The organism is Stenotrophomonas sp. SXG-1, assembly GCF_014083965.1.
GTDB classification, from domain to species: Bacteria; Pseudomonadota; Gammaproteobacteria; order Xanthomonadales; family Xanthomonadaceae; genus Stenotrophomonas; species Stenotrophomonas geniculata.
The window spans coordinates 51,657-78,300 of sequence record NZ_CP046588.1 but is presented as its reverse complement, the minus strand read 5'-3'; the positions used below and the strand labels follow the sequence as shown (position 1 = coordinate 78,300).

General features: G+C 68.1%; 22 protein-coding genes. 7 read left to right on the top strand and 15 right to left on the bottom strand.

Annotation, left to right across the window (positions count from 1 at the left end):
• Positions 1-80: 80 nt before the first annotated feature.
• The 4 genes from plsB to GOC52_RS00310 form a co-directional block, all read right to left on the bottom strand.
• Positions 81-2,717: a glycerol-3-phosphate 1-O-acyltransferase PlsB gene (plsB, locus tag GOC52_RS00325; protein WP_191850400.1), complete on the bottom strand. Its 2,637-nt coding sequence runs from the start codon at positions 2,715-2,717 to the stop codon at positions 81-83.
• Complete coding sequence (locus GOC52_RS00320; protein ID WP_019338155.1) at positions 2,717-3,670, bottom strand: hypothetical protein; 954 nt, start codon at positions 3,668-3,670, stop codon at positions 2,717-2,719. The genes plsB and GOC52_RS00320 overlap by 1 nt, the downstream gene beginning before the upstream one ends.
• 424 nt (positions 3,671-4,094) lie before the next feature.
• Entirely contained in the window at positions 4,095-4,820 is a 726-nt protein-coding gene (gene pyrF, locus GOC52_RS00315; protein WP_191850398.1) for an orotidine-5'-phosphate decarboxylase, read from the bottom strand.
• The gene (locus tag GOC52_RS00310) at positions 4,817-5,740 is read right to left on the bottom strand and encodes a 5'-nucleotidase, lipoprotein e(P4) family (protein ID WP_010487329.1); all 924 of its coding nucleotides are present in this window, start codon (positions 5,738-5,740) and stop codon (positions 4,817-4,819) included. The genes pyrF and GOC52_RS00310 overlap by 4 nt, the downstream gene beginning before the upstream one ends.
• A 101-nt stretch (positions 5,741-5,841) precedes the next feature.
• On the opposite strand from GOC52_RS00310, the gene GOC52_RS00305 reads away from it, so the two are divergent.
• On the top strand, positions 5,842-6,495 hold the full coding sequence (locus GOC52_RS00305) for a YceH family protein (protein WP_010487332.1): 654 nt from the start codon (positions 5,842-5,844) through the stop codon (positions 6,493-6,495).
• 117 nt (positions 6,496-6,612) lie between these two features.
• Here GOC52_RS00305 and GOC52_RS00300 read toward each other — a convergent pair whose 3' ends face one another.
• On the bottom strand, positions 6,613-7,137 hold the full coding sequence (locus tag GOC52_RS00300) for a GNAT family N-acetyltransferase (protein WP_043397785.1): 525 nt from the start codon (positions 7,135-7,137) through the stop codon (positions 6,613-6,615).
• Positions 7,138-7,396: 259 nt separating this feature from the next.
• Entirely contained in the window at positions 7,397-9,373 is a 1,977-nt protein-coding gene (locus tag GOC52_RS00295; protein WP_126411560.1) for a UvrD-helicase domain-containing protein, read from the bottom strand.
• A 101-nt stretch (positions 9,374-9,474) separates the two neighbouring features.
• Here GOC52_RS00295 and GOC52_RS00290 point away from each other — a divergent pair, with 101 nt between their 5' ends.
• Both GOC52_RS00290 and GOC52_RS00285 read left to right on the top strand, forming a co-directional pair.
• Entirely contained in the window at positions 9,475-10,095 is a 621-nt protein-coding gene (locus tag GOC52_RS00290) for a thymidine kinase (protein WP_010487338.1), read from the top strand.
• Between the two features lie 95 nt (positions 10,096-10,190).
• Entirely contained in the window at positions 10,191-10,898 is a 708-nt protein-coding gene (locus tag GOC52_RS00285) for an SEL1-like repeat protein (RefSeq protein WP_010487340.1), read from the top strand.
• A gap of 42 nt (positions 10,899-10,940) precedes the next feature.
• Here the strand turns inward: GOC52_RS00285 and GOC52_RS00280 are convergent, their stop codons facing one another.
• The 4 genes from GOC52_RS00280 to GOC52_RS00265 all read right to left on the bottom strand — a co-directional run bounded on the left by GOC52_RS00280 (position 10,941) and on the right by GOC52_RS00265 (position 15,014).
• Positions 10,941-12,545 (bottom strand): glucan biosynthesis protein, encoded by a 1,605-nt coding sequence (locus GOC52_RS00280; RefSeq protein ID WP_019338126.1) that lies wholly within the window; start codon positions 12,543-12,545, stop codon positions 10,941-10,943.
• A gap of 105 nt (positions 12,546-12,650) precedes the next feature.
• Positions 12,651-13,463 (bottom strand): bifunctional DNA-formamidopyrimidine glycosylase/DNA-(apurinic or apyrimidinic site) lyase, encoded by an 813-nt coding sequence (gene mutM / locus GOC52_RS00275; RefSeq protein WP_043397776.1) that lies wholly within the window; start codon positions 13,461-13,463, stop codon positions 12,651-12,653.
• Positions 13,464-13,482: 19 nt separating this feature from the next.
• The gene (locus tag GOC52_RS00270) at positions 13,483-13,815 is read right to left on the bottom strand and encodes an EF-hand domain-containing protein (protein ID WP_043397773.1); all 333 of its coding nucleotides are present in this window, start codon (positions 13,813-13,815) and stop codon (positions 13,483-13,485) included.
• Positions 13,812-15,014 (bottom strand): DesA family fatty acid desaturase, encoded by a 1,203-nt coding sequence (locus GOC52_RS00265; RefSeq protein ID WP_053442324.1) that lies wholly within the window; start codon positions 15,012-15,014, stop codon positions 13,812-13,814. Before GOC52_RS00265 ends, GOC52_RS00270 begins: the two co-directional genes overlap by 4 nt.
• Before the next feature lie 151 nt (positions 15,015-15,165).
• On the opposite strand from GOC52_RS00265, the gene GOC52_RS00260 reads away from it, so the two are divergent.
• Positions 15,166-15,987: an ABC transporter ATP-binding protein gene (locus GOC52_RS00260; RefSeq protein ID WP_019338123.1), complete on the top strand. Its 822-nt coding sequence runs from the start codon at positions 15,166-15,168 to the stop codon at positions 15,985-15,987.
• 86 nt (positions 15,988-16,073) lie between these two features.
• On the opposite strand, the gene GOC52_RS00255 is transcribed toward GOC52_RS00260, so the two are convergent.
• Positions 16,074-17,276: a DUF4785 domain-containing protein gene (locus GOC52_RS00255; protein WP_191850396.1), complete on the bottom strand. Its 1,203-nt coding sequence runs from the start codon at positions 17,274-17,276 to the stop codon at positions 16,074-16,076.
• 11 nt (positions 17,277-17,287) lie between these two features.
• Entirely contained in the window at positions 17,288-18,166 is an 879-nt protein-coding gene (locus GOC52_RS00250; RefSeq protein WP_019338121.1) for a lipase family protein, read from the bottom strand.
• 264 nt (positions 18,167-18,430) lie between these two features.
• On the opposite strand from GOC52_RS00250, the gene GOC52_RS00245 reads away from it, so the two are divergent.
• Positions 18,431-19,270 carry an acid phosphatase gene (locus tag GOC52_RS00245; protein WP_126559612.1) on the top strand — a complete coding sequence of 280 codons (840 nt, stop codon included), beginning with the start codon at positions 18,431-18,433 and terminating at the stop codon, positions 19,268-19,270.
• A gap of 106 nt (positions 19,271-19,376) precedes the next feature.
• On the opposite strand, the gene GOC52_RS00240 is transcribed toward GOC52_RS00245, so the two are convergent.
• A complete protein-coding gene (locus GOC52_RS00240; RefSeq protein ID WP_191850394.1) occupies positions 19,377-21,647 on the bottom strand; it encodes a TonB-dependent receptor in 2,271 nt (756 codons plus the stop codon).
• A gap of 160 nt (positions 21,648-21,807) precedes the next feature.
• Here GOC52_RS00240 and GOC52_RS00235 point away from each other — a divergent pair, with 160 nt between their 5' ends.
• Together GOC52_RS00235 and GOC52_RS00230 are read left to right on the top strand one after the other, a co-directional pair.
• A complete protein-coding gene (locus tag GOC52_RS00235) occupies positions 21,808-22,824 on the top strand; it encodes a TIGR00266 family protein (RefSeq protein ID WP_010487363.1) in 1,017 nt (338 codons plus the stop codon).
• A 140-nt stretch (positions 22,825-22,964) separates the two neighbouring features.
• Positions 22,965-23,957 carry a patatin-like phospholipase family protein gene (locus GOC52_RS00230; RefSeq protein ID WP_019337382.1) on the top strand — a complete coding sequence of 331 codons (993 nt, stop codon included), beginning with the start codon at positions 22,965-22,967 and terminating at the stop codon, positions 23,955-23,957.
• A 41-nt stretch (positions 23,958-23,998) separates the two neighbouring features.
• Here the strand turns inward: GOC52_RS00230 and GOC52_RS00225 are convergent, their stop codons facing one another.
• Positions 23,999-25,999, bottom strand: coding sequence for a hypothetical protein (locus tag GOC52_RS00225; protein WP_191850392.1), 2,001 nt, complete (start codon positions 25,997-25,999; stop codon positions 23,999-24,001).
• Between the two features lie 87 nt (positions 26,000-26,086).
• A complete protein-coding gene (locus GOC52_RS00220) occupies positions 26,087-26,569 on the bottom strand; it encodes an Lrp/AsnC family transcriptional regulator (RefSeq protein WP_004153377.1) in 483 nt (160 codons plus the stop codon).
• Positions 26,570-26,644: the final 75 nt, after the last annotated feature.

Here is a 26,644-nt window from a genome sequence, read left to right as displayed (position 1 = left end):
GATCTACTGCTTCGCCCCTGGTAGATGCCAACCTTGGTTGGCATGCCGTTCGCCGGGCATGGCCATGCCCGGCGCTACCTTCAATCCTGCGGCGCCGGCTCGTCCGGGCGTGCCGCTTCCGGGCTGACCCGTTCGATGGTGTGGCGCAGCTCGCGGCCGAGGATGAACTTGGCGTCCTTGGCCCAGGCATCCAGGCGCTCGTCGAACAGCAGCTTGCTGTTCTCGTCCGGCCACACCAGGCGCAGCTCGCGCAGCTTCTGGATGAAGCCACGGAACAGGGTGCGGTCGAAGAACTCCGGCGCGGCCGGTGCATAGAGCAGGCTCAGACGCTGCGCCGCCTGCTGGCACAGGCTTTCCAGCTCGGCCGCACCCAGCACGCCCGGGCCGTTCTTCACCAGCACCGAAATGGCGATGTAGTAGCGCTCGAATGCCTGCTGCAGTGAATGGCCAATCGCACGCAGGCGGAACACCTCGTCGGTCTGCCCGGTGTTGCGCGCCAGGATTCCACCGTCGTCATCGTTGACGTTCTGCAGCAGGCCCTCGCGCACGAACACGTCGATGGTCTGGTCGATGCGCTGGGCGAACTCGTCCTCGCTCCACGGCAGGAACAGTTCGGCCTGCAGGAACGGGTACACCGTGCGGCCCAGCTGGACCAGGCCGGTGCGGCTCATGCGGCGGTTGTTCTGGAAGCAGCAGGCCACCCACGACGAGGCGGTGAACAGGTGCAGCACGTTGTTGCGGAAGTAGCTCAGCAGCACCGCGGTATCGCCGCTGACGCTGAGCACATCGCCCAGGGGGTGCTTGACGCGGGTGAGAACGTTGATTTCCTCGGCATGGGCGATGATCCGCTCCGGCGAATGCGGGGTCACCGTCACCCGGTCCGAATACGGCATCTCGACCAGCAGCGTCTTGCACAGCTCGATCTGCGCGATCAGGTCGGCCTCACCCATCGCGTGCTTCGGCGTGGACAGCAGGGCCAGCGCCAGCAGGTTGATCGGGTTGACGTCGGCGGCGCCGTTGATGCGCACCTGGATGCGTTCGGCCAGCGTATCCACCGTGGTCGACAGCCACGCCGGCTTCTCGTCCTCGGACACCGCCTCGCCCTTCCACTCCGGGGCCTTCTCGGCCAGCACGTCGTTCAGCGCGATCGGCTCGCCGAAGTTCACCACCACCTGGCCGTAGTTCTGCTTGAGCACCTTGGGGATGCCCCACAGCAGCGACCAGATCGATTCCTTTTCCTTCGGCCGCCCGGACAGTTCGTCCAGGTAGCTGCCGCCTTCCATCAGCTTCTCGTAGCCGATGTAGATGGGCTGGAACAGCACCGGCTTGCGCGGCTGGCGCAGGAACGCACGCAGCGTCATCGAGATCATGCCGCCCTTGGGCTGCAGCAGGCGGCCGGTACGCGAGCGGCCGCCTTCGACGAAGTACTCCAGCGAGTAGCCGCCGGCCACCAGCTGCGCGACGTACTCACTGAGCACGGCCGAGTACAGCGCGTTGCCGCGGATCGAGCGGCGGATGAAGAACGCACCGCCCTTGCGCAGCAGGGTGCCGACCACCGGCAGGTTCAGGTTGATGCCGGCCACGATGTGCGGCGGCACGATGCCACGGTCGTACAGCAGGTAGGACAGCAGCAGGTAGTCCATGTGGCTGCGGTGGCTGGGCACGTAGACCACTTCGTGGCCCGGCGCGGCGGCCTTGAACTTGTCCAGGTGGTGCACCAGCACGCCCGCATAGATGCGGTTCCACACGTGGCTGAGCATGAAGCTGGCCGAGCGCACCACCGGGCTGGAGTAGTCCGCGGCGATTTCCCAGGCGTAGGCATGCGCCTTCTTCCAGGCGTCGGCCGGCTTCGAGTTGTCGCGCTTGGCCTGCGCGGCGATCGCTTCGCGCACCGGTTCGGCGGCCAGCACCTGGTCCACCAGCAGGCGCCGGGTCGACAGGTCAGGACCGATCACCGATTCACGGATGCGGCGGAAATGGGTACGCAGCACGCGCTGCAGCTTGCGCACCGTGCGTTCCGGCTCCAGGCCCTCGTCGATGATGGAACGCAGCGAGATCGGCGGCGCGAAGCGGACGATGGTGCTGCGGCCATTGAGCAGCACCGCCAGCAGGCGGCGGAAGCGGCCGACCAGTGCCCAGTTTTCCGAGAACAGCACCGCGAACCAGCCGCTCTGCTTGTCCGGTGCACGGCCGACGAAGATCGATACCGGCACCAGGTGCACGTCCAGGTCGTCGCGCACGCGATGCGCCTGCAGCACCTTGGCCAGCGAATCGGAATGGGTCTTGGCGCCGCGCTGCTCGGGGATCAGCGAGTTGCTGGAGCTGCGCCGCGACAGCGCCAGGTAGGCGCGCTTGCGGCCGGTCGGATCACCGGCCAGCGGCACCAGCGGCGACGGCAGCCCAGCCTGGCGGCAGGCCTTGTCCAGGATCAACGCGTTGGACAGGCCGTAGTCTTCCAGCACGTACATGACCGGGCGGCCATCGTTGTACTGGCCCGGGTCTTCCGGCTCGATCTTCAGCGACAGCCACGGCTCGACCAGGCGGCCCAGCAGGCGAGCCCACAACGGGCGGCGGCCGGCCGGACGCGCGTGCGCGGGTGGCGGTACCGGGTTCGGGCCGGTACCGGTCGAGGGGGACGCCGGCACCGTATCGGCGGGCGTCGACTGGGATTCTTCGCCGGGGAACGGCAGCGGGTTCTGTTTCGACATCGGCGCCATTATGGCTTAGGCGGCGGCGTTGCCGCTTCCCCACCCTCGGCGGGGGCTTCAACCGGGGCGGGGGCCGCCGCAGCGCGGGCCGCATCGGCCTTGCGCAGCAACGCGTCGGTGTCGGCCAGGGTGCGGGTCAGGTACCAGTGGCCCTCGCGACGGCTCAGCGGTAGCTGCAGGGTCATTTCGCGGCCAGCCAGGTCGTAGTGCAGGCGTACCAGCGCATTGTCACCCTCCACCGAGAGCAGCTCACCGCGCACGCTGCGCAGCGCATCGTCCACGCCCAGCCCGTAGCTGCCCAGCACCGCCTTGAGGGTGTGGATGAACGGCGCGAGCTGCTGCAGGCTGCCTTCCATGCCCGCGGCCTGCATGCCGGCCTCATCCTCGAAGCCGACCTTGCTGGCTGCGCCGACCAGCGCGGCGATGGTGCTGCGCGCGCGGGCGCGGTCACTGATCGGTGCCCCCTGCGCCCAGCTGGCGAGGGTTTCGACGAGGGCGATGTAATGCGCCTGCTGGCCCGGTGTGTAGCCCTTCTGATGGCGCAGGTACTGCACACCGAAGTTGCCCATCGACTGCGCGGCTTGGCGCACGGCACCGGCCTGGCCTGCCAGCTGGCGGTCGAAGCTGCGTTGCAGTTCGGCGCTGGCATTGGGCGCGCGCAGCGCAGCCAGCATCGGCAGCAGCTGGTCACCCAGCGGCAGCTCGGTCAGCGGCCACTGGCTGCGGCCCTCGGCCCAAGCCTGCTGCAGGCGCTGGTACTGGCTCGGCGGTACCGACAGCTTTGCATAGCCGACCAGATCGTCTTCGGCCAGGCGCAGGGCCATCGCCTGCACCGCCGCAACCGGTTCGGCCGCCGGCCTGGCCGGATCGTTGGCCGATTCACGACACGCGGCCACCGCCAGCAGCAGCATGGCTGCCAGCCCCCATCCACGCGCAGACCTTCCTCGCACTGCCACGCTCATGCACTCGGACTCCCCGGACCGGTCCGCATCTTGCGGCCTGCGACGTGACAGCGGCAAGCCGGGACGTCACGGTTTCCGCTGTTGCTTGTGCAAGTCACTGATCAGAATAAAAAAAGAGCCGGGATCACGGGGATCACAGGCTCTTCAAGCCGGCGCGGGGCCGGTGGACAGTGTTGTGGCACATGTCCGGTCCGAGGACCGGATGGCGGCGATCCTACGCTGCCGCTCAAGTTAAGGCAACACTTCACGTAGTGCTCCTTAAACTATTGATTTTATTGATCCACCTGATGATGGGGGTGGAAGCAATGAAATCTACGGCAGGTTTTACGGCGATTCGGGCACAACCGCTCGGTAGACAGATGCAAAAACGCCATCCCGCGCGGGCCGGGATGGCGTTCGGGCCTGCAGCCTTCGCAACGGAACCTCAGCGCGCACCCAGTGCCGACGCGATTTCCTGCTGGATGGCCCGGGCCGCGGCCTGCGGATCGGTGGCCAGGCGGATCGGACGGCCAACCACGATGGCATCGGCACCATCGGCAAACGCCTGGGCCACGCCAACGGTACGCTTCTGGTCATCGCCGACCGGGCCACCGGGGCGGATGCCCGGGCAGACGATCGAGAAGCCGGCGCCGGTAGCGGCACGGATCGGGCCGGCTTCCTGGCCCGAGGCGATCACGCCATCGATGCCGGCCGCCTGCGCGGCCAGCGCGCGCTCGACCACCACGTCCACCGGCTCACGGTCGATGCCCATCTGCGCCAGGTCCGGGCGGCCCATCGAGGTCAGCACGGTCACCGCCAGCAGACGCATGTCGCCGCTGTTGGCGGCCGCGCAGGCCTCCATCATGGCCGGGTGCCAGCCATGGATGGTGGCGTAGCTGACCGGCCACTGCGAAAGGCGCTTGATCACCGCCGCGGCGGTGGCCGGGATGTCGAAGAACTTCAGGTCGACGAACACGCGCTTGTCGCGGCGGGCCAGCTCGTCCAGCACCTGGAAGTACTCGCCGGAGGCGAGCAGTTCCATGCCGATCTTGTAGAACGCCACGCTGTCGCCGAGGCGATCGACCCACTCCAGCGCCTGCGCGCGGTCAGGCACGTCCAGCGCGAAGATCAGGCGCTCGTCATCGCGCAGCGGCAGCGGCGCGCGGTTCATGGTGCGTAGTCCAGGGCGGCGCGCTTGGCGTCGTGGCGGGCCTGGCGCGACTGGCTGTAGTCGTTGTTGAACTGCGCCGGCTCGAAGCCGCCGTAGGTCGGGTTCGGCAGCATCCACCAGCGCTCGCCGAACCAGTCGTGGTACTGCTGCAGCAGCGCGTCACGGCCGTCGTTGGTGTTGGCGGTCACTTCGACGAAATCGCCCAGCTGGTCGCCGAACTGCATCAGCACGCGGTACTTCTGCCCGGCCAGGCGGCGGCGGCAGTTCTTCTCGCTGCCGGCCTGCTCGCAGCCTTCGACCACGGTGCCCAGGCCCAGGAACACGCTGTCGTCGGCCACCGGCAGGCCCTGCTCGCGCAGGTTGGCCAGGGTCGCGTCCTTCAGGTGCACGGCGCGGTTGGAGATGTACAGCAGGGTCACGCCCTTGGCGTTGGCGGCCTTGGCGAAATCGACCACGCCCGGGATGGCCTTGGCCTTCTTTTCGGCCACCCACTGGTCCCAGCTCAACTCATCGTATTCCTTGCCGTCGCGCACCAGGCGCGCCTGGTAGGGCGAGTTGTCCAGCACGGTCTCGTCCACGTCCAGCACCACGGCCGGCTTCAGGCCCTTGGCCTCGTTGCCGCGTTCTTCCGGCACCAGCGCATCCCAGTGGGCTTCCTTCAGCGCGGCGTCCAGGTGGTCGGCGGCGGCGCGGTAGGTCTGCTCGGTGATCGCCTTGTACTCCTGCGCACGCTGCATCCACAGCACTGCATTGAGGTTGTCATTGGCAGTGGGATCGAGCGCGCCGTCGGCCTTGGCAGCGGCGGCCGGGGCCTCCGGCGCAGCGGCTTCAGCGGCAGGCGCATCCACGCGCTTGCAAGCGGACAGGCCCAGCGCCGCAGTGGCGAGCAGGGTCAGGGACAGGGAAACGGGACGACGCATGGATTCACCGGCAATCAGATATACCGGCGCATTTTACCGGCAAAGGCGGTCCCGGGACGGCTATGCTTGGCGGTTGACCCGTTGCCCTTCCGGAGGCCGCCATGACCGATTCCACCCAGACCCCCGACGTCCCCCTGCTCGACGCCGTGCAGGCCCGCCTGCTGGGCTGCCTGGTGGAGAAGGAGGCGACCACCCCGGACACCTATCCGCTGACCGTCAATGCCGCCCAATCGGCCGCCAACCAGAAGACCGCCCGCGAGCCGGTGATGAACGTCGATGCCGGCAGCGTGCAACATGCGCTGCGCCAGCTGGAGGCGCTGGGCCTGGCCCGCCAGCACTTCTCCTCGCGCGCGGACCGCTACGAGCACCGCCTGCAGGCCGCGCTGGACCTGACCCGGCAGCAGACCGTGTTGCTGGCGCTGCTGCTGCTGCGTGGGCCGCAGACGCTGGGCGAGCTGGTCACGCGCAGCGAACGCCTGCACCGCTTCGCCGACACCGACGAGGCCCGCCACGCCATCGATCGCCTGCAGCAGCGCGCGCTGCTGGTGGTGCTGCCGCGCGCCAGCGGCCAGCGCGAAGACCGCTACATGCACCTGCTGTGCGGCGAAGTGGACGGCGCGGCGCTGGCGGCGAAGTACGCCAGCAGCGGCGGTGGCAGCAGCGATGCGGCCGACCCGGGCCTGGCCGAGCGCGTGGCCCAGCTGGAAGCGGCGGTGGCCGAACTGCAGGCACAGTTGGCCGAACTGCGCGGTTGAGGGGGTGGGTGCCGACCGTTGGTCGGCACTGCATCTGAATAGTGCCGACCAACGGTCGGCACCTACCATCAGCCGCTACTGTGCCGGCCAGCAGTCGGCACCTACCAACATCAAGGGTCAGACCTGCGCCGCACCGGGCGTTGCATACAACCGGCTCGGGCTGTCCACGCCCGGCAACTGGATCACCCCGCGCGTCTGCATACCCAGGCCCTGCAGGATCTTCCCGGACACCACGTTGTCCAGATCGGTGATGCCATACAGATCGTGCAGGCCCAGCGCTCCACGCGCATGCGCGAACACCGCGCGTGCCGCCTCACCGGCATAGCCCTGCCCCGCGAATTCCGACAGCACCGCATAGCCGATGTCCGGCCCCGGCAGGCCATCCCGCCGCACCAGCCCGGCGTTGCCCAGCCAGGCACCATCGGACAACCGCTCGATGGCATACATGCCGAAGCCATTCAACGCATAGCTGTGCAGCACCCGCAGCGCAATGTACTCGCGTGCCTGTTCTTCGTCGCGCACGTTGCGGTCACCGATGAAACGCACGAAGCCCGGATCGTTGAGCAGGGCCAGCATCGGTGCCGCATCACGGTCCGGTTCAATGGCCCGCAGCCGCAGGCGCTCACTCTCGATCGGTTGCACAGGCAGACCTCCAGCCGAAACCCCGATTCTGCCTCAACCGCCGGCTGTTGCTTTTGATTTTTTTTCTTTTCCGTGGCTGGCACGCACGGAAACTGTCAGAGGCCTGGCGGGTGGGCTGGGCGGGACCGTCCGCGGCATGGATGCCGCGGCCGAGCCCCCATGGACGGGTTTACGGCGTGTCCCGACCAGGCCACCCGCCAGGCCCACCACAAATGCACTGCGAACAGCGCCTGCCACGAGGGGCTGTGCCGTTCGCCGATCAATCGAACAGCGCCTCAATCGCCGCCAACCCCGCGCTCGCCCGTTCCTTCTTGCGCGCCGCATCGGCCACCGGATCGGCACCATCGCGCTGGATCTCCTCGGCCGGAATCTCCTCGAAGAACCGGCTTGGCTTCAACCGCACATGCTCGCCGAACTTGCGGGTGAGCTTGCTGTAACTCATCCACAGCTGGATCTTGGCGCGGGTGATGCCCACGTACAGCAGGCGACGTTCTTCCTGCAGGTTGCCCTCGTCCAGGCTCACCTGGTGCGGCAGCACGCCGTCCTCGCAGCCGACGATGAAGACATAGGGGAATTCCAGGCCCTTGGACGCATGCAGGGTCATCATGCGTACCTGGTTGCCGCCCTCGTCCTTGTCGCTGCGCGAGAGCAGCGCCAGCTGGCCGGCCAGGTCGGCGGCGGTGGCACCGCGCGGGCCGCCCTCGAACCACTGCGCCAGTTCCTCGATGTTGTTCGCCCGGCGCTGGTAGCTGGCCTCTTCCTTGGCCTGCTGGCGCAGCTCGCTCAGCAACCCCGATTCCTTGGCCACCTTGCGGATCATGTCGCCGGACGTCACCTGGCGCATCTGCGCCCGCAGGTCGCGCAGGATGTCGGTGAAGCGCGCCAGGCTGTTGGCCGCGCGCGGCGGCAACTGCTGCAGGGCGCCGATGGTCTCGGCCACATGCGCCATCGGCATGTCCTTTTCCTGCGCCAGCTCGGCCAGCCTGGCCAGCGTACCGGCACCCACATCGCGCTTGGGCGACTGCACCGCCCGCATGAACGCGGTGTCGTCGTCCGGGTTCACCAGCAGGCGCAGCCAGGCCAGCGTGTCCTTCACTTCCTGGCGTTCCAGGAACATGGTGCCGCCGGTCAGGTGGTAGGGAATGCGCAGCAGCTGCATCGCCTTTTCCAGCGGGCGCGACTGGAAGTTGCCACGGAACAGGATGCAGAAATCACTCCACGGCACGTTGCGCGACTGCGCCACGAAGGCGATTTCGGCGGCGACCTTTTCCGCTTCGTGTTCGCTGTTGCGGCATTCCCACACGCGGATGCGTTCGCCGTCGGCCTGGTCGCTCCACAGCTTCTTCAGGTGCTCATGCGGATTGTTGGCGATCAGCGCGTTGGCGGCGCGCAGCACGCGGTTGGAGCAGCGGTAGTTCTGCTCCAGCTTGATGATTTCCAGCGTGGGGTAATCGCGCCCCATCTGCTGCAGGTTTTCCGGGTTGGCGCCGCGCCAGGCGTAGATCGACTGATCGTCATCGCCCACGCAGGTGAAGTTGCCCTTCTCACCGGCCAGCTGCTTGAGCAGGCGGTACTGCGCGTCGTTGGTGTCCTGGCATTCGTCCACCAGCAGGTAGCCGATGCGCTCACGCCAGGCCAGCGCGATCTCCGGATTTTCCTCCAGGATCTGCACCGGCAAACGGATCAGGTCATCGAAGTCGACCGCGTTGAACGCCGTCAGGCGCAGCTGGTAACGCTCGTAGACACTGGCCGCTTCTTTCTCGCGGTTGCTGCGCGCGGCGGCCATCGCCTGTTCGGGCGACAGGCCGGCGTTCTTGGCGCGCGACACCAGGTTCTTCATGTCCTCGATGTCGTCGGGCTTGGCCCCATACATCAGGTCCTTGATCTGCGCAGCGGCATCGTCGGCATCGAAGATCGAGAATCCACGCTTCAGGCCCACGGCGGCGTGTTCGATCTGCAGGAACTTCAGGCCCAGCGCATGGAAGGTGCAGATGGTCACCTCGTCGGCATCCTGCTCGCGCAGGCGCTTGGCCACACGCTCGCGCATTTCCTTGGCCGACTTGTTGGTGAAGGTGATCGCTGCGATGCGGCGCGCCGGATAACGGCCACAGCCGATCAGGTGGGCGATCTTTTCCACGATCACGCGCGTCTTGCCGCTGCCCGCGCCGGCGAGCACCAGCAACGGACCTTCGATGTGCAGGACGGCGGCGGCTTGGGGGGGATTGAGACCGTGCATGGGATGGGGATTGTAGCGGGGCCGGGTGACGACCACAGCGGGCCGCCGGCGGGGTTGCTGAACGGCTTCGGCGGAGCGGAGCTGCGGCGTACAATCCGTCGATGGCCAAGCTCTACTTCTACTATTCGGCGATGAACGCCGGCAAGACCACCACCCTGCTGCAGAGCGCTCACAACTACCGCGAGCGCGGCATGCGGGTGGCGATCCTGACCCCGCGCCTGGACGATCGTGCCGGCGCCGGCGTGGTCGCCTCGCGGATCGGCCTGCGCGCCGAGGGCATGGCCTTCGATCGTGACACCGACCTGCAACGCTGGGTCGAGCAGGACCTGGCGACGAACGGGCCGATGGGCTGTGTGCTGGTGGACGAGGCGCAGTTCCTGACCCGCGCCCAGGTCTGGCAGCTCAGCGAGGTGGTCGACCAGCTGCGCATTCCGGTGCTGTGCTACGGCCTGCGCACCGACTTCCGCGGCGAGCTGTTCGAAGGCAGCCAGTACCTGCTGGCCTGGGCCGACGAGATGCAGGAGATCAAGACCATCTGCCACAGCGGCAAGAAGGCGACGATGACCGTGCGCGTGGACGAGCATGGCCACGCGGTACAGGACGGCCCGCAGGTGGAGATCGGCGGCAACGACCGCTACGTGTCGGTCAGTCGCGCCGAGTTCAAGAAGATCACCCGCGGTGAAGGGCGTATCGATCCGGCGCAGGCCCCGCTGCCGTTGTAGCAGGCGCGCCGGTGCGCCATGACCTCCAGCGGTTTACAAGCAAGCGCTGTCGCGCCTAGGCTGCGGCACTCCTGCTGCCGAACTGGAAGTCCGACATGCGTTCCGCCCTCCTGCTGCTGCCGCTGCTGCTCCTGCTGCCTCCGCTGGTCATCGCGGCCGAACGCCCGTCCGGTGAAGACGATGCGGCGGTGATCGGCGCCGGTTTCATGGACAGCCACCCGGACATGATGTACCGGCAATGGGGCGTCAACGCGCTGCGTCGCAACGATGTCAACGGCGCGATGGACAACTTCCGGCTGGCCGCGCGGTACGCGGACAAGCCTGCCCAGGGCTACCTCGGCGAGATGTACTGGTACGGGGTAGAGCAGCCGCGCAATCCGGTCATGGCTTATGCCTGGATGGAGGTGGCCGCCGAACGTGGCTATCCGTTGTTCGTCGAGCTGCGCAACGAGTACTGGGCCACGCTGCCGCTGGAGCAGCATGATGCGGCGCGTGCGCAGGCAAGCGCGCTGCGCGCCGAGTATGGCGACGAGGTCGCGCGCCCACGCATGGCCGAAGTGCTCAGAAAGGGGCGCCGCGAGATGACCGGCAGCCGCGTCGGCTCGATGTCCAACAACGTCGACATCGTATACATGGACGGCGGAATCTCCCGCACCATCAAGGCCGACCGTCTGTACGACCCCAAGTACTGGGATCCGAAGCAGTACGAGCGCTGGCAGGACGAAACCTGGATGAAGATCCGCCGGGGCACGGTGGAAGTGGGTGTGCCGACCCAGTCGCACGCCACCGACAGCAAGCCTTGAAGCAACGGTGCCGGCGTGTGGCCGGCACCGAGCCGCATCCATTCAGTACAGCGTGCGCTCCGGCGCGCCCGCCGGCGGCGGGGTGTACTGGTACAGCCAGGTCTCGGTGAGGGTCTTGCCGCCACTGCGCAGGAACAGGCGGATGTCGATCTGCTCGGTGCTGCCTTCCGGCGGCACCAGGTCGAACATCGCGCGGTAGCCGTTGATCTCGCGCAGCGGGCGCGCCGACACGATCTCGACCCGGCCACGGCTGGCTTCCACCACCGCCTCGACCTCGCCCTTGTCGATCAGCTTGGCCAGTTCGCCGCCTTCGAAGTCCACCGCAAAGCGCCAGCTGAAGTACTCGCGCTTCTTGCCGACCACGCCGCCCAGGCCGGTGCGGCTGGCCACGCAGTGCGCCAGCGGCGGCCGTGCCGGCGGTTCGGCGCCCCAGTACAGGCGATAGCCGACCAGCAGCTCCTGGCCCGGCTGCGGCTTTTCCTTCGGGTTCCAGAACGCCACGATGTTGTCGAAGGTCTCGTCCACGGTGGGAATCTCCACCAGCTGCACCGAGCCCTCGCCCCACTCGCCCTTCGGCTCCACCCACAGGCACGGGCGCTTCTCGTAGAACACGCCATCATCCTGGTAGTGGTCGAAGTTGCGGTCGCGCTGCAGCAGGCCGAAACCGCGCGGATTGCGGTCCACGAACATGTTGAAGCGCAGGTTGCGCGGGTTCAGCAGCGGTCGCCAGATCCACTCGCCGGCACCGGTCCACAGCGACAGGCCGTCGGTATCGTGAATCTCCGGGCGCCAGTCCCACGCCATGCGGCGATCGTTCTCGCCCACCTGGTACATGCTGGTGCACGGTGCGATGCCCAGCCGTTCGATCGCCTTGCGCGGGTACAGCGCGCTGTCGATGTCCATCAGCAGCACGTCGCCATTGGTGATCGCGAAGCGATAGGCGCCGGCCACGCTGGGCGAATCCAGCAGGCCATAGACCACGATCGTTTCCGAATCGGCCGACGGCTGTTCCAGGTAATAGGCGATGAAGTCGGGGAATTCCTCCGGCTTGCCCATGCCGGTGTCGATCGCCAGGCCGCGCGCGGACTGGCCGTACTGGCCTTCCTTGCCGACCGCGCGGAAGTAGCTGGCGCCGAGGAAGGCGGCGAAGTCGCGGTCGGTGTCCTTGCGGGTGTTCAGGCGGAAACCGGCGAAGCCGAGATCGGCCGGCAGCTCGCCGTCCTTGATCCCGCTCTTGCCGTAGTTGAACGCCGCGCCGTCATAGGCCAGCTCCTGCGCCTTGCCGTCGACCACGTCGAACATGCGCACCGGCGAGTGGAAGTACAGGCCCAGATGGAAGAACTTGGCCTGGAACTTGCCCGGCTGGTCGGCCCACAGCGCATGGTCCTGGCGGTAACCGATCGACTGGTACTGGTCCCAGTCCAGGCCTTCCAGGCGGCCCGGCAGCACCCGCTTGTGGCTCTTGTAGGGCGCCTGTGCCAGCGCGCGCGCCTGGCCCTTCAGGGTGGCGAAGTCGAACGGCTGCGGCTGGCCGAGCCGGCGCAGGCCCATCTGGCCGCTCCTGCTGGCCGCGCACGCGGGCAGGGACGGCAGGCCGAATGCAGCCAGGGCGAGGGAGGCATTGCGGATGAAGTCGCGTCGTTGCATGCAGGCGCGTCAGGCACAGAGGGAAGGTCGGCCATCATAGGCAGACAAACGTTAACGGGCAGCGGAGACGTCCCCTGCCCGTTCAGCTGCCGCTGGCCGCCCGGCTCAGCGCTGGCAGTGGCTGCACCAGACACTGGCGCGCTGGCCGATGGTGGCGTGCTTCAGCGCGCGGCCACAGTTCGGGCACGGCAGGCCATCGCGGCCGTATACCAGCAGCTCCTGCTCGAAGTAGCCCGGCGCGCCATCCGGGCTGATGAAGTCGCGCAGCGTGGTGCCACCACGGGTGATGGCGTAGCCGAGGATCGCCTTCACCGCGTCGGCCAGCCGCTGGTAGCGCTCGCGCGAGACCTTCCCGGCCTCGCGCAGCGGGCTGATGCCGGCCTTGAACAGGCTTTCGGCGGCGTAGATGTTGCCCACGCCCACCACCACCGCCTGGTCCATCAGGAAGGTTTTCACCGGCGCACTGCGGCCCCGGCTGCGGTCGAACAGGTAGTCGCCGTCGAAGGCATCGTCCAGCGGTTCCGGGCCCAGCCCCTGCAGCAGCGGGTGGACTTCGCCGGCCGGCTGCCAGAGCAGGCTACCGAAGCGGCGCGGGTCGTTGAAGCGCAGCAGGCGGCCGTTGTCCAGGCTGATGTCGACGTGGTCGTGGGCGCGCAGCGGGGTATCGCCAGGCAGCACGCGCAGGCTGCCGGACATGCCCAGGTGCAGCACCGCGCTGCCGACGGCGGTGTCCAGCAGCAGGTACTTGGCGCGGCGACGGATCTCCTCGATGCGCTGGCCCGGCAGCAGCTCGGCCACTTCCGGCGGAATCGGCCAGCGCAGATCGGCCCGGCGCAGGATCACGCCATGCACGCGACGACCCTGCAGGTGCGGCGCCAGGCCGCGGCGGGTGGTTTCTACTTCGGGCAGTTCAGGCATGAACGGATTCTACGCCCGCTCAGCGTGGCGGCGCCGCCAGTTCACGGGCATCCAGGACGCCATCACCGTTGGCATCCTGCGTGTGGAAGCGCTTCACGATCACCTGCCGCTGCTGCTCGCGGCTGATCGCCCTGCCCTTGCCGCCGGGCAGCTCCTCGGCGCTCAGCACGCCATCACCATTGCGGTCCATGCGGTCGAAGGCATACAGCATCCACTGCACGTACTCGGCCTCGCTGACCTTGCCGTCGCCATCGCTGTCCATCCGCTGCAGGTAGCTGGCGGTGTCGGTGACCTGGGCCAGCGCCGCACCCGGCAGCAGCGCCGCCAGCAGTAGTCCGTACCCTGCCCTCACGCGCCCACCAGGCTGTAGCCCTTCAATCGCGCGGCGTAGGCCTGCAGCGCGGCAATGCCACTTTCCTCGGCCTCGCGGCACCAGGCCTGCAGCTGATGCAGGCGCTCGGCCGCATCGTGGCCGCGCGCTTCGAGCAGCGCGGCCAGGCGCCCCCGGTACTCGACCAGGGTGCGGATGCGCGGGCGCTGTGCCACCCATGCGCTGAGCTGGGCACGACTGTCCGGCTTCAACCAGCGACCGTCGTTGACCAGGCCACGGCGCAGCCGGCGCGGCAGCAGGCGGCGCAGCTTGGCCCCGGCCTGTGCCGCTTCCTCGCGCAGGGCCGGCATGAACACGTTGCGCTGGTAGTCGGTCATCGCCTGGAAGCGGTGCGACAGCAGCGCCTTCAGGGTTTCAGCATCGGGTACGGCGATATTCGGGCGCACGTCCATGGCCGGCGCCACCCGCAGCACCTTGGCCAGGCGCAACGCCTCCAGCAGGCGGATCGCACTCCAGCCGATGTCGAACTCCCAGCGCCGCATCGCGAAGCGCGCCGAGCTGGGGAAGGCATGGTGATTGTTGTGCAGCTCCTCGCCACCGATCCAGAACCCCCACGGCGTCAGGTTCGTGGAGGTATCGGCGGACTCGTAGTTGCGGTAGCCCCACCAGTGGCCCAGGCCATTGACCACGCCGGCTGCCCAGAACGGGATCCACGCCATCTGGATCGCCCACAGGGCCACGCCGGGCAGGCCAAACAACACGGTATTGATCGCGAACAACAGCACCGGCCCCAGCGTGGCGTGCGGGGTGTACAGGCGGCGCTCGATCGCATCATCCGGGGTGCCACGCCCGTACTGCTCGATGTCCGCGCGCATGCCGCGCGCTTCGCGGTACAGCTCCACGCCATGCCAGAACACCTTGCCGATGCCACGGGTGACCGGGCTGTGCGGGTCGTCCTCGGTCTCCACCTTGGCGTGGTGCTTGCGGTGGATGGCCACCCACTCGCGGGTGATCATCGAGGTGGTCAGCCACAGCCAGAAGCGGAATACATGGGCCAGCGCCGGGTGGAAGTCGACCCCGCGATGGGCCTGGCTGCGATGCAGGTACAGGGTCACCGAGAAGATGGTGATCTGGGTGAAGACCAGCAGCACCGCCAGCATCGCCCACCCGCCCAGGCCGAGCACACCACCGGTCAACAGGGACATCAGGGCATCAGGCATGGCAGCGCTCCGGATCGACGCGGGGATGGCAGACATCATGGGCGCTTGCGTTGCAAACTGCATCCCTGCGGCGGTGCTTCGCATCGCCATCCGTGGCACCGTTCACAGTTGGGGACCTGAGTTGTCGAGCCTTGATCCACGCGCCAGCACCATGACTGCGGCCCCGCCCATCGCGGAGCTGCCCCCGTTGATCGAACTGGACCGCGCCACCGTGGTGCGCGGCCAGGTGAAGGTGCTGCACGGGCTCAGCCTGCGCATTGCACAGGGCCAGCACACCGCCCTGCTCGGCCCCAACGGCTGCGGCAAGTCGACCTTCATCAAACTGATCACCCGCGAGCTGTACCCGCTGGCGCAGGGCGACGGCTCGGTGGCAGTGAAGGTGCTGGGCCAGAACCGCTGGCAGGTGGACCGGCTGCGCTCGCAGCTGGGCATCGTCACCGGCGACCTCAGCAGCAACCTCGCCGACATGCCGGGTCTGACCGTGGAGCAGGCCGTGCTGTCCGGCTTCTTTGCCAGCTACGTGGTGCCCGCCTTCCGCGAGGTGACCGCCGACATGCGTGCACGCGTCGGCGAGACACTGGCGATGACCGGCGCGCTATCCTTGCGTGAACGTGCCTACGCCGAGCTGTCGGCCGGCGAGACCCGCCGCGTGCTGATCGCCCGCGCGCTGGTCAATCGGCCACAGGCACTGCTGCTGGACGAACCGTCCACCGGGCTGGACCTGGTCGCTCGCGAACAACTGGTGGCGACCATGCGGGTGCTGGCGCAGCAGGGCATCACCCTGGTGCTGGTGACCCACCACATCGAAGAGATCATTCCCGAAATCGAGCGGGTGGTGCTGCTGCGCGATGGCCGTGTGCTGGCCGATGGCACCCGCGCCGAGCTGCTGCGCAACGAACCGCTGTCGGCGGTGTTCGGCGGCGCGATCACCGTCTGCGAGCAGGAAGGCCGGCTGACCGCGTACGCGGGATAATCGACATGCCACTGTAGAGCCGAGCCTAGGCTCGGCTCTACAGAGAACGGTGCAGCGGGCCGGAACCCGGCCCGCTGCACCCTTGCTCAGAACTTCAACGCCAGCGCGCGCGACTCGATCGGTGCCATCCGGCTCTGGTCCTGCAGCTGGAGGTCACGCAGCTCGTACGGCGCACCAAAACCAGCGGGCAATGCGGCCTGGTCGAACGGCAGCACCAGCTGGCCTGCGCCCGGGCCATCGAACCACGCCGCCGCGTGCGCCTGTGCAACCGGCTTCAGCTGGCCATCGCGGCCGGTGGCATACAACGTGCCACGCGCCTCGTAGCGGCCCGCTGCAGCCACCTGCAGCGGCAACGCCACCTGGCGGCTGGCCGGGTCCGGTGCCGCCTGGCCACTGAAGCGCGCGGTCGGCCGTGCCACCGCGAAGGCCACCTTGCCATCGCGCAGCACGCCATCGGCCTGGGTGAACACCTGCAGTTCCCACAGCCCCTGCACGGTGCCGACGTCTGCGGGGATCCGCACCTGCGCGCGCAGCGCGCCGTCGGTGGTACGCAGCAGTCGCTGCGGCCAGCTGCGGCCATCGGGTGCGACCAGCAGGGCTTCACCGCCCAGGCTGCCGCGGCGCGAGGCCATCTGCGCGGTGGTGGCACCGTCTTCCAGCAAGCGTGCCTGCAGCTGCACGTTGCCACCGGCCAGCACCTGCGCCTGGTTGGCCTGCACTTCCAGCCGCAGCGGGCTGTTCGGCTCCAGCACCTGCACCACGTAGCGGCCCTGCACCTGCGCGCTCTGCAGGGTGTAAGCACCGGCCGCACTGGTCGCGCCGGTGCGCAGCATGCTGCTGCCATCACCCACCGGCATGCCGGCATCCTGCAGCGCGCGCGCATCGACACTGCGCGCCACGCTGCTGCGGCCGGCCGGGTCGCGCAGCTGCAGGGTGTTGGCCGGCACTGCACGCGCGCCTTCGGCCGGGCTCAGTTGGATCACCGCGTCGGCAGCCGTCAGCGGTAGATCGACGCCACGTTGCAGCTGCGCGCCATCGACCTGCTGCCAGTAGCTGCGGCTGACCGAGGCATACGGCGTGGCCGCCTGCAGCCGTTGTGCCGGGTCCAACGCCCAGGCAAAGGACAGCGGCGCGTGTTCGCTTTCATCGGCGGGCAGCGGCGCGGCCACCAGGGCGGCAGGCACCTGGTCGCCTGCACGGGCGGCCTGCAGCGGCTGCGCGGCCTGCGCTGCGGAAAGGGACAGCACTGCCAGGCCGGCGCCGGCCAGCAGGGTGGATTGAATCGTCATGGTCGTCTCCCTCACTGGGTCAGGTCGTTGCGCAGCAGGGTGCCGAGGCCGAAGCACTCGCGGCGGCTCTGGTTGTGGCTGAGCGGTTCCGCGCCCTGGGTACGCGCCTTGTCGGTGAACCAGGTGGTGCCGGCGGCCTTCTGGCTGCTGCACTCCAGGAAGCCGTCGGAGCAGGACGACAGCCAGTTCTGGGTGAACTCCAGGCCGACATTGGCGGCGTAGCCGCCGCAATAGCTGTTGCTGTCCCACACCGCCGATTCCACATCACTGCCGACCACCGCGCGGAACGGCTTGGGCAGGGCGGGACGGCCTGCGGTGCCGTACAGGTTCTGCGCGTTGTAGGTGGCCATGCTCGCCACCTGCTGCTGGCGCACCGCGTCGTTCTTGTAGCCCAGCAGCCAGCCCAGCGAGGTTTCGAAGGTGTTGCCGTTGAGCACCGCATCGGCCAGCGGCGTGCCCGCCGAGGACGGTGCCAGCGCGGTGACCTTGCGCACCGTGCGGATGATCTTCGGGTAGCGGCTGTCATAGGTCGGGTTGGACAGGATCCAGCGCACCACGTTGCCGCCGTTGGAATGGGTGATCACCACCAGCTGGGTGATGCCGCGGCTGTCGATGAAGCTGGTCAGCTGGTTGGCCAGGCAGCCGGCGGCCTCCGGCTTCCACATGTACTGGGTGAAGTCGCAGTTGATGACCACATAGTTGCTGCTGTTCGGCAGGCCTTGGCGCACGGTGTCGATGATGGCCGGCTGCCAGTAGTCCTGGGTGGCGTTGGTCTGCGCGCCAGTGCCATGCACGAAGGCCACGCCGACCACGTCGGCGGCCTGCGCCGGCGTTGCTGCAAGCCCGAGGAGCAGGGCCAGGACGGTACTTCCTGTTGCGGTGCTGCGCATCGCTTCTCTCCCTCTGTCAACGGATCCCCCCGACCCGGCTGGAACTGGACGGCTCCTGGTGCGTGCCGTTGTGCCGATGCTCGCGGCGCAGTCGCGTGAAAGTCCGTGCGCTGCGCCCGGATTCAGAAGACTGACGTCACTTGATGACGCTTTTGATACTGCTGCGATGACCATGCCGGGTCTGGCCATATGACCGATGGCCACTGCGGTGTCGTATTCGGGCTGCGATCATGGCGCGTTGTTTTTCTCTCCCGGAGCCTGTCCATGTCGCTGATTTCCCACCCTGCCCGCCCGCTGCTCGGCCTTGCCGTCATCGCGGCCCTGGCCGGTTGTGCCGCCACCGTCGCCAAGCCGACCGCCGTCGAAGCCAACACCACCACCAAGGCGGTGGGCTATCTGGACAAGAGCGCGGTACCGGCCAGCCTCGACCTGGTGCCGGCACCGCCGGTGGCCGGTTCGGCCGCCCTCGCCCTGGACGAACAGGTCAGCCGTGAAGCCCGCGCGCTGCGTGGCAGCCCGCGCTTCGCCCAGGCCGGTGTCGATGCGGAACTCGGCTTCCCCGAAGGCGCCAACCACTTCTCCTGCGCCGCCGACATCGACATCGATGCGGTGAAGACACCGGCGCTGTACCGACTGCTGGAGCGCAGCCGGATCGACGCCAGCGCGGCGACCAAGGCTGCCAAGAATCACTACCAGCGCCCGCGCCCATTCATGGTCAATGGTGAGCCGACCTGCTCGCCGAAGGACGAGGACGGCCTGCGCAAGAACGGCTCCTACCCCTCTGGCCACACCTCGATCGGCTGGGCCTGGGCCCTGATCCTGTCGGAGATCGCACCGGATCGCGCCGATGCCATCCAGGCGCGCGGCCGCAACTACGGCGAGAGCCGCCTGGTGTGCAACGTGCACTGGCAGAGCGACATCCTCGAAGGCCGCTTCATGGGCGCCGCCGCCGTGGCCCGCCTGCACGACAACGCTGCGTTCAACAAGGACCTGCTGGCCGCACGCAAGGAGATCGAAGCGGCGCGCAAGGCTGGTCGGCACTCCAGCCGCGACTGCGCCACCGAGAATGCGGTGCTGAAGGTGCGCCCGCAGAGCGCGCTGTAAGCCACGCCTCTGTAGAGCCGAGCCATGCTCGGCTCTACAGGAAGCAGGAAACAGAAGGGCCGGCATTGCGCCGGCCCTTCTTCATTGCATTACCGCAGTCACCGCATCAGAACTTCGCGGTGAACTCCACGCCCCAGGTCCGCGGCTCGTTGAGGAAGCCGGTCAGGTTGTTGAAGTCGATTGCACCGACCACGCGGGTCTGGTTGGTCAGGTTGCGGCCGAACACAGCCACGTCGTACTGGCCGTAATCCCAGTTGTAGCCCAGGCGCAGGCCACCTTCCAGCGAACTACGGCCGCGGAATTCCGGCGACTCGTAGATGAAGAAGTTCACCGCACTGCGGTAGGCCCAGTCGGTGTAGGCGTACAGCTCGCTGCCGTCGCTGAGCGGGAAGCCCACGCGCAGGGTGGCGTTGTGGATCCACTTCGGCGCCTGCGGCAGCGGGTTGCCGTTGACCAGCGCATAGGGCTTGCCGCCGATCATAGTGATCGGGTCGGTAACAGTGCAGCCACCACCACAGACCGCCACCGCCAGATCCTTGTCCTTGATCTCGGTGTCGTTGTAGCTGCTGCCGAAGGTCAGCAGGACGTTGTCGGCCAGGTAGGCTTCCAGGTCCAGTTCCACGCCCTGGCCGATGGTCTTGTCGGCGTTGAGCAGGGTGGCGGTGTTGTTGGTGCCACCCACGGCGATCAGCTGCTGGCCGTCAACGTTGTAGCGGAACACGCTCAGGCCCAGGCGCGCGCGGCGCTCGAACAGGTCGGCCTTGATGCCGGCTTCATACGAGATGACCTTCTCCGAATCGGCCTGCGACAGGCCGGGTGCGAAGGCCAGGCGGCCCTGGATCGACGGCGCACGGAAGCCCTTGGCCACACGGGCGTAGGCATTCACGTTGTCGGTCAGCTTGTAGACGCCGCTGACATCCCAGCTGACGTCGTTGACGTCGGTGTTGGCCACATACGGGCCACTGACCGGGGTACCGAACGGCACGGCCTGCAGCACGCTGGCGTTGAAGTCCTTCTTGTCCTGGGTGTAGCGCACACCGGCACGCAGCTTGAAGCGGTCGGTGACATCGAAGTCACCCGAGGCAAACACCGCCCATGCCTTGTTGCGCTGGTTCTGCACCACATGGCCGGTCTGCGGGTTGCCCGGCTTCAACGAGTTGTAGTTGAAGTTGTTGATGGTCACGTCTTCGTCGAAGTAGAAGACGCCGGCCTGCCAGTCGAAGCGGCCCCATTCGTTGGATTCGACGCGGAATTCCTGCGTCCACTGGCGGTGATGCGGCAGGCCGTCGGCCGACTCGGACGCGAACGGGATCAGGCCCGGGCCGTAGTTGCCGGCACCCAGCGATGCCTCGCCGTAGCCACCGTCGATGTCGCCGCGGTTGAGCGATTCAGCGGTTTCATAACCGGTGATCGAGTGCAGGGTCACCGAGCCGAGGTTCCACTGCAGGCGCGCGCTGCCGCCCCAGGTTTCCAGATCGGAGAAGTTGACGCCGTCGTTGGCCACCTTGTCGCGGTCGAAGTTCTCGACCAGGCCGTTGCCACCCTTCTGGATGATGTTGGCGCGGAACAGGCGGGCGGTACCGTTGAGCTTGCGCTTGTGCAGGTTGAACAGCGCTTCGAAGTCATCGCCTTCGTACAGGAACTGCACGCGGCCGGCGGCTTCGTCATAGCCTTCAAAACCGCTGTTGGGCGCACCGGCGCGGGTGTTGTCGACCCAGTCATCGCGGCGCTGGTAGATGGCCGAGACGCGTGCCGACCAGCGATCGGTCAGCGGGCCGCCGTAGGCACCCTGCACGTTCCAGCTGTTGTAGCTGCCATAGCCCACGCGCACGTAACCGTCGGCATCCTGCGACGGGCGCGCCGAATCGAACTTGACCACGCCGGCCGGGGTATTGCGGCCGAACAGCGTGCCCTGCGGGCCGCGCAGCACTTCCACGTTGGCCAGGTCGAACAGCGGGAAGCCCTTCAGCAGCGGGCTTTCCTGCACCACGTCGTCGTACACCAGCGACACCGGCTGCGACGCATTGAGGTCGAAATCGGTGTTGCCCAGGCCGCGGATGTAGAAGCGCGGGAAGGCACGGCCGTAGGACGACTCGATGTTGAGGCTGGGCACGCGCGCGGCCAGGAAGCGGATGTCATCGCCCGCAGAACCCAACACATCGAGCTTCTCGCCCTGGATCGCGCTGATCGCGACCGGCACGTCCTTGGCGTTCTCAACGCGCCGCTGCGCGGTCACCTGCAGGGCATCGAGGGCAACCGGATCCTTGGCAGCGGGAGTTTCCTGGGCGGCTGCTACCAGCGGCAACAGGGCGGAAAGAGCGGCAACGAGGGGGCGCGCGACCGGAAGGCGGCCACGGGAAGTGCGGGTCGGGGACATGGCGGTAGGCTGTGTTTGGAGGGGTGGTAAAACGGCGCTACCAGATAATTGTTGCAATACAGCACCTGCCCCGCAAATGCCTGCCGTTCATGGCCCCGTCGCCCCGGCCCCCCGCGTGCTCGCTAGACTCGCGGTTTACCAGCCCTGCGGAGCCGCCGCGATGACCCAGTGGTACTTCCATGCCTCCGCCCAGGCCGAGCGTATCGGCCCGCTTGATGACGAGGCCGCGCGCCGCTACGCCCAGGCCAACCCGCGCTCCCTGGCCTGGTGCCAGGGCATGAGCGGGTGGACCTCGATCGCCGAGGTGCCCGAACTGCAGTCCGCGGCCCCGGGCATGCCGAACACCCCGCCGCCGGTCCCCGCCGCTGCCAGCAGCCGCGCCGACGACATCGAGTTCCGCATCGTCGGCCATGAAATGCAGTTCGTGGAAATCGAGCTCGACCCCGGTGAGAGCGCCATTGCCGAGGCCGGCGCATTGATGTTCAAGGACGCCACCGTGCAGATGGATACGGTGTTCGGCGCCGCCAACGGCGACCAGGGCGGCGGCTTCATGGGCAAGGTGATGGCCGCCGGCAAGCGCGTGCTGACCGGCGAGAGCCTGTTTGCCACCGTCTACACCCAGAGCGGCCACGGCAAGGGCAAGGTCGCCTTCGCCGCCCCCTACCCCGGAACCGTACTGGCAATGAAGCTGGACCAGCATGGCGGCCGCCTGATCTGCCAGAAGGACAGCTTCCTGGCCGGCGCGCGCGGCGTGCAGATCGGCGTGCAGTTCCAGCGCAAGATCATGACCGGCCTGTTCGGTGGCGAAGGCTTCATCATGCAGAAGCTGGAGGGGGACGGCTGGGTGTTCATCCACGCCGGTGGCTGCGTGGTCGAGCGCGAGCTGGCCGCAGGTGAGCGACTGGACGTGGATACCGGCTGCGTGGTGGCCTACCACCCGACCGTGGACATGGACGTACGCCGGGTCACCGGCATCAAGAGCATGCTGTTCGGAGGCGAGGGCGTGTTCCTGGCCACGCTGACCGGCCCGGGCAAGGTCTGGCTGCAGTCGCTGCCGTTCTCGCGCCTGGCCGGGCGCATGTGGATGGCGGCGCCGCAGGGCGGGGGCCAGAGCCGCGGCGAAGGCTCGGTGCTGGGCGGCCTGGGCCGGATGCTGGACGGCGACAACCGGTTCTGACCACCGCTGCGCTCGCCGGGCATGGCCCGGCGCTACCCGTGGTGTTCTATGAATAGGGAATACCCCCACCCTGCCCGCCCCGCCACCGCTTCGGTATGCTGGCGCCCTTTCCCGAATCCGGCGCCGCGAGCGCACTGCCGATGAGCCTGTTCCGCCCCCGCATGCTGCTGTCCGTCGCCCTGATCGGCCTGCTGGCCGGCTGCGGTGGCGACCCGGTCCGCCCCACGCCGCCGCCGGCACCGACCGTGGTGCCGCAGGCCAAGCCAGTGAAGATCGGTATCGCGCTCGGCGGTGGCGCGGCCAAGGGCTTCGCCCACATCGGCGTGATCAAGATGCTGGAGGCCAATGGCTTCGAACCGGCCGTGGTGTCCGGCACCAGTGCCGGCAGCGTGGTCGGCGCGCTGTATGCCAGCGGCATGGATGCCTTCCAGATGCAGAGCAAGGCAGTGGCGCTGGATGAAGCCAGCATCCGCGACGTGCGCCTGTTCTCCGGTGGCCTGGTGCAGGGCCAGAAGCTGCAGGACTACGTCAACGAGCAGGTCGCCAACCGCCCCGCCGAGCGCCTGAAGAAGCCGTTCGCCGCCGTCGCCACCCAGCTGGAAACAGGCGAGCGCGCGATCTTCGTGCGCGGCAACGTCGGCCAGGCGGTGCGCGCATCGAGCAGCATTCCCGGTGTGTTCGAGCCGGTGAAGATCGGCGGTCGCAACTACATTGATGGCGGTGTGGTCAGCCCGGTGCCGGTGGATGCCGCACGCCAGCTCGGCGCCGACTTCGTGATCGCCGTGGACATCTCCAGCAAGGCCAGCGGCAAGGCGCCGACTGACATGCTGGGCATCGTCAACCAGTCCATCTCGATCATGGGCCAGCGCCTGGGCGAGCAGGAACTGGCACGCGCCGACATCGTCATACGCCCGAAGGTGCTGGACATCGGCGCCGCCGATTTCAGCCAGCGTGGCACCGCGATCCTGGAGGGCGAAAAGGCCGCAATGGCCGCGATGCCACAGATCCGCGCCAAGATCCAGCAGCTGCAGCGTGCACGCGCCGCGGCCGCCGCACCGGCACCCGTGGCCGCGCCGAAGTGCGAGGAAGCCTCGCGCCTGGGCAAGTTGATGGGCCGCAAGGACAAGTGCTGAGCTAAGCCGGCGTGTCGCTGCCAGACAGCGACGCGCGCGTTCTAGCGCGCAGGCCGGTAACCGCTGGCCTGCTGCCGCTCGCGCCTGCGCGCCTGACGGGCCTGCTCCTGCAGTGTCGCCGTGTGCTGCAGCTGTTCCATGCCATCGGCCGGCACATGCAGCTGGCGTCGCGCACGGGTGAGTGCCAGATAGACCGCGCGCACCGGGTTGTGCCAGATGCGCCCGCCCTGCCCCGCACTGAAGCAACCGGGTGACAGTGAGACCACGTCGAACTGCAGGTTCTTCGCGTGTTCGGCCAGGCACAGCGCCACCCGCCCTTCAGCAGGCGTGTCCTGGTCGTCGAGCGCCTGCAGCAGTGACTGCACCCGATCGGCAGACGCAAACAGTTCCACCAGCGCGCCCTGCCCTTCGTCGGCCTGCGTGGCCAGGAAGCGCTCCTGTGCCGGGTCCGAGGCGCTGTCGCGGCGCCGGCGCCACGCATCCAGCGGCCGCTGCAGCACGCTGCGCAGCGCGCGCAGCGATGCCGGATGCAGATAGGGCCGCAGCCCGAGCGCGTGCAGCTGTGCCGCATCCAGGGCCAGATCGGCGACGCTGCCATGGATGCGCAGGCCCTCTCTCGGCACCTGCGCCCAGTGGCGGTAATGCAGCACACCGGTGGCGCGGTCGGCGGCACCGACGAACGGCCCACTGTCCTGGCCCAGTCCATCCAGTGCCAGGGTCTGGTTGACCAGGTCCTCGACCTGGTTGCCCTGGCGCACCGACTGGTGCATTTCCAGCACCTTCGACGCGGCCCAGCGCGGCACCGTACCGGTCAGGCACTGGTGCGGATCACCCAGGCTGACCACGCCAGGCGCATGGCCGGCCAGCAACTGCTTCCACGACGGGCTCAGGTCATGCGCCTCGTCCACCAGCAGCATGCCCATGTCCAGCGGCGGGGTAACGCCGCGCAGTGCCAGCCACTTGCCGATGTGCGCCGGGCTGAGGCTCAGCAGCGTGCCCCGCTGCAGGTCGGCGTCGAACATGCAGCGCCAGACGTGCTCGGCGGCCGCCATGTACGGCGACACGTCGAGCATCGCGGCGGGCACCGAACGGTCGAAATGCTGGAACGCCAAGCCCGGTGCCGACGACGCGCACCAACGGTTGATGGCCTCGAACGCAGTCAGCAGCACCTGCTCCGGGCTGCGCCCACCGATGCCCTGCAGGCCGATGCGGCCGGCAATCTCGCGCGGCGTGCGGGTGCTGCGCCGGTAGCTGGCAACGAAGCCCCCGGTGTGGCCGCTGCGCGCGGCATGCTGCGCCACGCGGTTGGCGAACTCGATCTGGGTCAGCAGGCGCACCGCGGTGCTGGCCGGCACGCGGCTGCGGAAGGCTTCCACCTGCCCACGCGAGGGCGCCACGTAGGTGTAGCGGCCGGGCCGCGCCTCCATCAGCGCCAGCACCAGGTGGCCCTTGCCGGTGCCGGCATAGCCATCGAGGTCGATCAGCTCATCGGGGTTGGCGGCGATGGCGCGCAGCACGCGGGCCTGCTCGGAGGTGTACAGGCCATGGTGTTCGACCGCACGCGCGTCGCTGGCAACGGCCTCGTCCTGGTCGTCGTCCTCATCGTCGCTGGCGAAGGCGGGCGGGAAGCGGATCTCGTGTTCGGCCAGGGTTTCCTGGCAGGCCTGCTGCAGGGCCAGGCCGGGGTACTCGCTGGGCGACTGCACGATGAAGTCCTGCAGGATCTCCGCCGGTGCCAGCAGCACGCCATGGGCGGCCAGCGCGGCCAGCCAGGCATCGAGTTCCGGCTGGCCACCGCCGCCGGCGCCGGCAAGCTGCGCGGCCGCGCCGTCATGGCTGGCGAACAGCGCGCAGGCTTCGTGCAGCAGGCGCTCGATTTCCGCTGGTGTGTGCAGGCGCGCGCGGCACAGCTGCGCAGCCATCAACCCGGCCTGTTCCAGCGCGGTCTGCGGCGGCGTGCCATGGGCGATGAAGCGCGCCAGCGACTTGCGCTGCAGCGGCAGGAAGGTGGTGGTGGGCACCGGGTGCTGGAGTTCGGACATGCGTGGAACCGGAAAGGAACGCTGCGGCGAGCGCAGGGCGGTGATGCTCAGCTACCCGCCCGGCTGCGTCAAATCGCGGCGGCGCGCTTATTCCAGCTGTGAAAGCGGCAATGCCTGGAATCCCTTCACCGTGCGCAGCACGAAGCTGGAATTGGCATCGGCCACGCCACCGGCGTTGAGCAGCCGGTCCAGCAGGAAGTGCGAGAAGTGCTCCAGGTCGCGCACGTAGACGTGCAGCAGATAGTCCATGTCGCCGGTCAGTGCATGGCAGGCCACCACTTCATCCCAGCCCTGCACGCTGTCCACGAAGTGGCCGATGGCGGCCTGGTCGTGCTTTTCCAGCTGCACGCGCACGAAGGCCTGCAGGCCCAGCCGCAGCTGCCGTGGCTCCAGCCGCGCGCCATAGCCGACGATCACGCCCTCGCTTTCCAGCCGCTGCAGGCGGCGCAGGCAGGCCGAGGGCGAGAGGTTCACCCGTGTTGCGAGCTCGGCGTTGGTGGCGCGCCCATCCCGCTGGATTTCAGCCAGCAGACGTATATCCGTGCGATCGAACTGGACTTCTCCGGCCATTGTTGCCCCGCAACATGGTGAGTACGCAAGGATATTGCGCCAACAAGGCCAATCGGCGCAACTTTTGCAACCCTG

Excerpts from the sequence above, each read along its gene's own strand:
- plsB (WP_191850400.1), bottom strand. The coding sequence starts at position 2,717 with ATGGCGCCGATGTCGAAACAGAACCCGCTGCCGTTCCCCGGCGAAGAA.
- GOC52_RS00320 (WP_019338155.1), bottom strand. The coding sequence starts at position 3,670 with ATGAGCGTGGCAGTGCGAGGAAGGTCTGCGCGTGGATGGGGGCTGGCA.
- pyrF (WP_191850398.1), bottom strand. The coding sequence starts at position 4,820 with ATGAACCGCGCGCCGCTGCCGCTGCGCGATGACGAGCGCCTGATCTTC.
- GOC52_RS00310 (WP_010487329.1), bottom strand. The coding sequence starts at position 5,740 with ATGCGTCGTCCCGTTTCCCTGTCCCTGACCCTGCTCGCCACTGCGGCG.
- GOC52_RS00305 (WP_010487332.1), top strand. The coding sequence starts at position 5,842 with ATGACCGATTCCACCCAGACCCCCGACGTCCCCCTGCTCGACGCCGTG.
- GOC52_RS00295 (WP_126411560.1), bottom strand. The coding sequence starts at position 9,373 with ATGCACGGTCTCAATCCCCCCCAAGCCGCCGCCGTCCTGCACATCGAA.
- GOC52_RS00290 (WP_010487338.1), top strand. The coding sequence starts at position 9,475 with ATGGCCAAGCTCTACTTCTACTATTCGGCGATGAACGCCGGCAAGACC.
- GOC52_RS00285 (WP_010487340.1), top strand. The coding sequence starts at position 10,191 with ATGCGTTCCGCCCTCCTGCTGCTGCCGCTGCTGCTCCTGCTGCCTCCG.
- GOC52_RS00280 (WP_019338126.1), bottom strand. The coding sequence starts at position 12,545 with ATGCAACGACGCGACTTCATCCGCAATGCCTCCCTCGCCCTGGCTGCA.
- mutM (WP_043397776.1), bottom strand. The coding sequence starts at position 13,463 with ATGCCTGAACTGCCCGAAGTAGAAACCACCCGCCGCGGCCTGGCGCCG.
- GOC52_RS00265 (WP_053442324.1), bottom strand. The coding sequence starts at position 15,014 with ATGCCTGATGCCCTGATGTCCCTGTTGACCGGTGGTGTGCTCGGCCTG.
- GOC52_RS00260 (WP_019338123.1), top strand. The coding sequence starts at position 15,166 with ATGACTGCGGCCCCGCCCATCGCGGAGCTGCCCCCGTTGATCGAACTG.
- GOC52_RS00255 (WP_191850396.1), bottom strand. The coding sequence starts at position 17,276 with ATGACGATTCAATCCACCCTGCTGGCCGGCGCCGGCCTGGCAGTGCTG.
- GOC52_RS00250 (WP_019338121.1), bottom strand. The coding sequence starts at position 18,166 with ATGCGCAGCACCGCAACAGGAAGTACCGTCCTGGCCCTGCTCCTCGGG.
- GOC52_RS00245 (WP_126559612.1), top strand. The coding sequence starts at position 18,431 with ATGTCGCTGATTTCCCACCCTGCCCGCCCGCTGCTCGGCCTTGCCGTC.
- GOC52_RS00240 (WP_191850394.1), bottom strand. The coding sequence starts at position 21,647 with ATGTCCCCGACCCGCACTTCCCGTGGCCGCCTTCCGGTCGCGCGCCCC.
- GOC52_RS00235 (WP_010487363.1), top strand. The coding sequence starts at position 21,808 with ATGACCCAGTGGTACTTCCATGCCTCCGCCCAGGCCGAGCGTATCGGC.
- GOC52_RS00230 (WP_019337382.1), top strand. The coding sequence starts at position 22,965 with ATGAGCCTGTTCCGCCCCCGCATGCTGCTGTCCGTCGCCCTGATCGGC.
- GOC52_RS00225 (WP_191850392.1), bottom strand. The coding sequence starts at position 25,999 with ATGTCCGAACTCCAGCACCCGGTGCCCACCACCACCTTCCTGCCGCTG.
- GOC52_RS00220 (WP_004153377.1), bottom strand. The coding sequence starts at position 26,569 with ATGGCCGGAGAAGTCCAGTTCGATCGCACGGATATACGTCTGCTGGCT.